At 68.6% G+C, this 5,752-nt stretch carries 7 protein-coding genes; 3 read left to right on the top strand and 4 right to left on the bottom strand.

Translation table 11 applies throughout. The features are described 5' to 3' along the window. The first annotated feature begins 344 nt into the window (after nucleotides 1–344). Complete coding sequence (locus RT567_RS12800) at nucleotides 345–716, top strand: DUF983 domain-containing protein (RefSeq protein WP_313576699.1); 372 nt, start codon at nucleotides 345–347, stop codon at nucleotides 714–716. A gap of 27 nt (nucleotides 717–743) precedes the next feature. Here the strand turns inward: RT567_RS12800 and RT567_RS12795 are convergent, their stop codons facing one another. Continuing rightward, nucleotides 744–2,060 carry an amidohydrolase family protein gene (locus RT567_RS12795; protein WP_313576697.1) on the bottom strand — a complete coding sequence of 439 codons (1,317 nt, stop codon included), beginning with the start codon at nucleotides 2,058–2,060 and terminating at the stop codon, nucleotides 744–746. A gap of 126 nt (nucleotides 2,061–2,186) precedes the next feature. Here RT567_RS12795 and RT567_RS12790 point away from each other — a divergent pair, with 126 nt between their 5' ends. Beyond that, nucleotides 2,187–2,885 (top strand): murein L,D-transpeptidase catalytic domain-containing protein, encoded by a 699-nt coding sequence (locus RT567_RS12790; protein WP_313576696.1) that lies wholly within the window; start codon nucleotides 2,187–2,189, stop codon nucleotides 2,883–2,885. Nucleotides 2,886–2,901: 16 nt separating this feature from the next. Here the strand turns inward: RT567_RS12790 and purD are convergent, their stop codons facing one another. The 3 genes from purD to RT567_RS12775 all read right to left on the bottom strand — a co-directional run bounded on the left by purD (nucleotide 2,902) and on the right by RT567_RS12775 (nucleotide 4,866). Continuing rightward, nucleotides 2,902–4,179: a phosphoribosylamine--glycine ligase gene (gene purD / locus RT567_RS12785; protein ID WP_313576695.1), complete on the bottom strand. Its 1,278-nt coding sequence runs from the start codon at nucleotides 4,177–4,179 to the stop codon at nucleotides 2,902–2,904. Between the two features lie 72 nt (nucleotides 4,180–4,251). Then, nucleotides 4,252–4,671, bottom strand: a complete 420-nt coding sequence (locus tag RT567_RS12780) for a hypothetical protein (protein ID WP_313576694.1) — start codon at nucleotides 4,669–4,671, stop codon at nucleotides 4,252–4,254. A 15-nt stretch (nucleotides 4,672–4,686) separates the two neighbouring features. Next, nucleotides 4,687–4,866: a hypothetical protein gene (locus RT567_RS12775; RefSeq protein WP_313576693.1), complete on the bottom strand. Its 180-nt coding sequence runs from the start codon at nucleotides 4,864–4,866 to the stop codon at nucleotides 4,687–4,689. 91 nt (nucleotides 4,867–4,957) lie between these two features. On the opposite strand from RT567_RS12775, the gene xseA reads away from it, so the two are divergent. Then, nucleotides 4,958–5,752, top strand: a 795-nt coding sequence (gene xseA / locus RT567_RS12770; RefSeq protein ID WP_313576698.1) for an exodeoxyribonuclease VII large subunit, incomplete at its 3' end; no start/stop codon positions are given.

The following is a 5,752-nucleotide window of genomic DNA, read 5'->3' as shown; positions in this document are numbered from 1 at the left end:
GCCGGCGCCAGGGGCGCGAAGACGACGACGCCCGCCGCGGCGGCCGCCACGGTCGTCTGCAGTACGCGCTTCTTGGCGGTGGCCCCGGACATATCGCGCGCATGCTCGCGCGAAGGGCTTTAATCGCGGTTAACGGGGCTTAAATCGCGGAAAACAAAGCCCTGACCGCCAACCTTCCCACGGGGATAGGACAAAACACCCGCTTGCGTCAGGGCGCCCGAAGGCCGAAACCATCAGCCATCGTTCTTTTCAGGAACAGTCCCGTGTCCGACCCTGTCTATCCTCCGTTGAGCCCGCTCAAGACCGGCCTGCGCGCCCGCTGCCCCCGCTGCGGCGAGGGCCCGGTGTTCAAGGGCTATCTCAGCCTGCGCGAGTCCTGCCCGGAGTGCGGTCTGGATTACAGCTTCGCCGATCCGGCGGACGGCCCGGCCTTCTTCGTCATGTGCGCGGTCGGCGTCGTCGGCATGATCGCCTTCATGATCTTCGAGTTCACCGTGCACCCGCCGATCTGGGTCCACTTCGTCGTGACCTTCCCGATTCTGGCGGCCATGTGCCTGTGGGTGCTGCGGCCCTTCAAGGGCTGGATGGTAGCCGAGCAGTATTTCCACAAGGCCGAGGAAGCCACCTTCGTCAGCGTCGGCAAGCACGGCGAAGGCTACGGCTGGCGCGGTCAGGCCGAACGCGCCGCCAAGGCCGCCGCCCGCGACAAGGACTGAGCGGCGGCCTCTTTCTAGGCAGTCGGATCAGTCGGCCCGGAAGACCTGACCGCCCTTCATCACGAAGCGCACGCGCTCCAGTTCGGTGACGTCCGTCAGCGGATCGCCTCTGACGGCGACCAGATCGGCGGGCATGCCCGGCGCCAGACGGCCGGCTTCGTTCTGGATGCGCAGGTGTTCGGCCGCGCCGGTGGTCGCGGACTGGATCGCCTCAAGCGGCGTCAGACCCGCGCGGACCAGCAGGGCGAACTCTCGCGCATTGTCGCCGTGCGCCGAAACGCCCGAGTCGGTGCCGAAGGCGATCTTGACCCCGCCGCGATGGGCGCGCGCCGCCATGTCCAGCATCTTGGGACCGGCTTCCAGCGCCTTGGCCGTCTGGGCCGGGGTGAAGAAGTTGTCTGGGCTGGAGGCGACGCGGGCCACGAAGTCGCCCGCCATCAGCGTCGGCACCAGCCAGGCGTTATTCGCCTTGAACATCCGCATGGACTCGTCATCCAGATAGGTGCCGTGCTCGATCGAGTCGCCGCCCGCCTTCAGGAAGGCGTTGATGCCGTCGCCGCCGTGGGCGTGGGCGGTGACCTGACGGCCCATGCGGTGGGCCACCTCGACGATCGACGCCAGCTCATCCTCCGTGAACTGCTGCGCCAGTCCGGCCGCCGTGTTGGACAGCACGCCGCCGGTAGCGGTGATCTTGATGATGTCGGCGCCGGAGCGGACCTGCATGCGTACGGCGCGGCGGCAGTCTTCCGGTCCCGAGCAGATGCTCTCGGGCGACAGGAGGTGCAGGATATCGTCCCGATAGCCGTTGACGTCGCCATGCCCGCCATGAACGGACACGGCCGAGCCGGACGCGATGATGCGGGGGCCCGGCACGTCGCCGAGTCGGATGGCGTCGCGCAAGGCGAAGATGGCTTCGTTCGTCGCCCCCAGGTCGGCCACCGTGGTGAAGCCCGCATTGAGCGTGCGCCGCGCATACCGCGCGCCGACCATGGCCTGGGCCGCGTTGGACTGCGTCAGCCCATCGAGGCGTGAATTCGGATTGGATTCGAAGGTCAGGTGGACGTGGCTGTCGATCAGGCCAGGCAGGACGAAGGCCGAACGCAGATCGACGACGTTCCCCTCGCCGACGAAGCCGTCGCGGATCTCGACGATCTGGTTCCCTCTGATCACGAGAGTTTTATCGCGCAGCACCCGGCCGCTGGCCGGATCGGCCAAAAGCCGCCCCACTTGAACGAACTTCGTCGGCTGTTCCGCCGAAACCGACGCCGGCGCCGGGGTTTGACGCGCTTCGGCGCCGGTCGCGGCCAGAACGGCCGCGGTCACAATCAGGGCAAGCTTTTTCATTTATCCCTCCCGTTACTGAGGCGGACAACATAACCGTTCCAATCTTTGCGCCAAGGCCAAGGTTGCCTTGCACGGACGGTTCATGAAACAAGCCGATACAGTTGTTTAACGTGCGAGGGGCGTCGCATGCGGCTTTCCAGACGTGGCTTGATCCTGGGCGGTTCGGCCCTGTTGGCGGGGTGTTCCTCCGCCGCCTCCACCACCAGCCTTCAGCTCGCCGGAGCCGTCGCGCCTACCCTTCCGACCCTGCCTGAGCGGGCGGCGGCGGCTCATGTCCAGGTCGCGGAGGCTGGGACAGCGATCGATCCCCACGGCGTCGTCCGCAAGGATCTGCTCGAACGCGCCCGCGCCGCCCTGGACGTGCACGGCCACAAGATCAGCCGGCGAGACCGGATGTATCTGGTCGATTTCCAGAAGTTCTCGGGTGAGGACCGCTTCTACGAAGTCGATCTGGAAGGCGGCTGGGTCACGGCCTATCGCACCAGCCACGGGCGCGGCTCGGACCCGGCGCATTCAGGCTATGCGCAGCAGTTCTCGAACCGCCCGGACAGCCATATGTCCTCCATCGGCGCCTACGCCACGGCGGGCGCCAGCTGGGGCAGCCAGCAGGGGCCGAACGTCCTGTTGGACGGGCTGGAGTATTCCAACAACCTGGCGCGCGAACGGGCCATCATCATCCACGGCGCCGACTACGCCGACCCGGCCTTCCTGGCGCGTCAGGGCAAGCTGGGCCGGTCCTACGGCTGCTTCTCGGTGTCCCACGCCGACCTGATCCCCCTGCGCGAGCGCATGGGCGAAGGCCGGCTGTTGTTCGCCATGACCTAAAGCACGGCGGAGCCGCTTAGCGCGGCTCCAGCGCTCGCCAGCCGATGTCGGTCCGGTGGAAACCGCCCGGCCAGTCAATCTTGGCGATCGCCTCATAGGCGCGCTCGCGCGCCTGGGCCACGTCGTCGCCATAGGCGCAGACGTTCAGCACCCGACCGCCCGCCGCCGCCAGGGCGCCGTCGTCGCGCAGCTTCGTCCCGGCATGGAAGACCTGGACGTGCGGGCCGAAGTCCTGGTCCGCGCCGCGAATGACCGAACCTTCCAGCGGGCTGTCGGGATAGCCCTTGGCCGCCAGCACCACGCAGATGACCACGCCCGGCTTGAACGCCGGCGCCGGCGCCTGGGTCAGGTCGCCGCGCGCGCAGGCCAGCAGCAACGGCACGACGTCGCCGTCCAGGCGCATCATCAGCACCTGGCATTCCGGGTCGCCGAAGCGGGCGTTGAACTCGACCACCTTGGGGCCTTCGGCTGTCGCCATCAGCCCGACGTAGAGGACGCCGCGATAGGGAGCGCCTTCCTCGGCCATCTTCTGAACGGTGGGGACGACGACGCGGTCGTTGGCCGCCTGGGTGAAGTCGGCCGTGAAGACGGGCGCAGGCGAATAGGCGCCCATGCCGCCGGTGTTGGGGCCCAGATCACCGTCGAAGGCGCGCTTGTGGTCCTGGGCGCCGCCGAACAGCACGGCCCGCGTCCCGTCCGACAGGGCGAAGAGGGAGCCTTCCTCCCCGTCCATGAATTCCTCGATCACCACGCGCGATCCGGCCGAACCGAACCGGCCGCCCAGCATCCGCTCGATCTCGGCCTCGGCGTCGGCGCGATCGGGGCTGATGGCCACGCCCTTGCCCGCCGCCAGGCCGTCGGCCTTGATGACATAGGGGGCCGAATACTGGTCCAGCGCCGCCTTGGCCGAGGCGACGTCCTCATAGACGCCATAGCCCGCCGTGGGGATGCCGTGACGCTGCAGGAAGGCCTTGGAGAAGGCCTTCGACGTCTCAAGCTGCGCCGCCGCCTGCGTCGGGCCGAAACAGGGGATGCCCGCCGCGTTCAGCCGATCGGCCAGACCCTCGGCCAGGGCCGATTCCGGGCCGACCACGACCAGGTCCGCCTTCATCTCGCGCGCCAGGGCCGCCAGGCCTTCGGCGTCGGTCGCCTTCAGGTCCGGGCGCATCTCGCCCAGCCTGGCCATGCCCGGATTACCGGGCGCGACGACGAGCCGCGTCACCAGCGGCGACTGGGCGATCTTCCAGGCCAGGGCGTGTTCGCGCCCTCCCGATCCGACGAGCAGAATGTTCATGGGGGCGGAATGGCCGCACGCGCCGTCCCGGTCAAGCGCCGGAAAGGGTTAGCGGCCCCTCGACGGCGGAAATCAGGGAGCCCAGGCAGGCAAGGCTTTCAACTGCGCCAGCGTCATGTTCGACACCAGATCGTAGTCATCGCCCTCCTGCCGCGTTGTCAGGCCATCCAGCGAAATACGGACCCAGCGCGGGCCGCGCTCGCCTGCCGGCTCGATGATCAGGCCGGTGATGGCGCCCGAGGCGTCCATATCGACCCGCTGAACGTCGCCCAGATCGACGCCCGCAGGCGTGATGAGGTCGGCGTCCTCCAATTGCGCCACGGTCAAGCCCAGGGCCATGGCCCCCGCCGGGGCGGCGGGCTCGCCATGAACGGTCGGCGCCGAGGCGGCGTCGGGCGAGGCCTCGGGCGTCTTATCGGGCTTGGCCGGCGGCTGCGAACAGGCCGCCAGCAGGGCCGCAGCCGAGGCGGCCGCGAACAAGGTCTTCATCATCGAACCCTCCTGTCTCTAGATCAGGGCCGAGACCACATAGACGCCGGCGCCGGCCAAAAGAATCACCCCCAGCACCAGCCACGGGCTGAGCGTCGGATTATGACTGCGCCGCGCCAGTTCGCGCTCGCGCGCCTGGTCAGGCGGCAGGTCGTCGGCCCTTGGCTCTTCCGGAAACGGGTCTGGAGACTGCACCATGATCGGCGAACGCGCGCGGGGACGCGGCCGTTCCGCCACGCTTGTCGCCCATGTCTTTGCGCGCGCGGCGGCGACGGCTAGGGTGCGCGCCATGACCTCCGACGACGACTACGCCTTCGAGGGCGCGGCCCCGCAGCCCGCCCGCGACAACAATCCGCCGCTGTCGATCTCGGAGCTGAGCTTCGCGCTCAAACGAACCTTGGAGGAACGCTTCGGCCATGTGCGGCTGCGCGGCGAGATCTCCAAGGTGAACCGCCACGCCTCGGGCCATGTCTATCTGACGCTGAAGGACGACAAATCGGCCATCGACGGCGTGATCTGGAAGGGCGTGGTGCGCGGCCTGGGCGTCCAGCCCGAGACGGGGCTGGAGGTCATCGTCACCGGCAAGATCACCTCCTACCCGGCGCGCTCCTCCTATCAGATCGTCATCGAGAGCATGGAGGCGGCGGGCGCGGGCGCCCTGTTGGCGCAGCTGGAGCGGCTGAAGGTCAAGCTGCGCGACGAGGGTCTGTTCGACCCGGCGAAAAAGAAGGCCCTGCCGACCTTCCCCGCGACCATCGGCGTCATCACCAGCCCGACCGGCGCCGTCATCCGCGACATCCTGCACCGCATCGCCGAGCGCTGGCCCAGCCGCGTCATCGTCTGGCCGGTGGTGGTTCAGGGCGACGCCGCCAGCGGTCAGGTCGCCAACGCCATCCGCGGCTTTGACGCCATGACGCCGGACGGGCCCATCCCCCGCCCCGACCTGCTGATCGTCGCGCGCGGCGGCGGCTCGGTCGAGGATCTGTGGTGCTTCAACGACGAGGCTTTGGCGCGCACGGTCGCGGCCGCTCGCATCCCCATCATCTCGGCCGTGGGGCACGAGACGGACACCACATTGATCGAC

The sequence above is a fragment of the Brevundimonas sp. genome (assembly GCF_032107865.1).
GTDB lineage: Bacteria > Pseudomonadota > Alphaproteobacteria > Caulobacterales > Caulobacteraceae > Brevundimonas.
The sequence above is the reverse complement of the archived record's forward strand: the minus strand, read 5'-3'. Positions and strand labels throughout refer to the sequence as shown.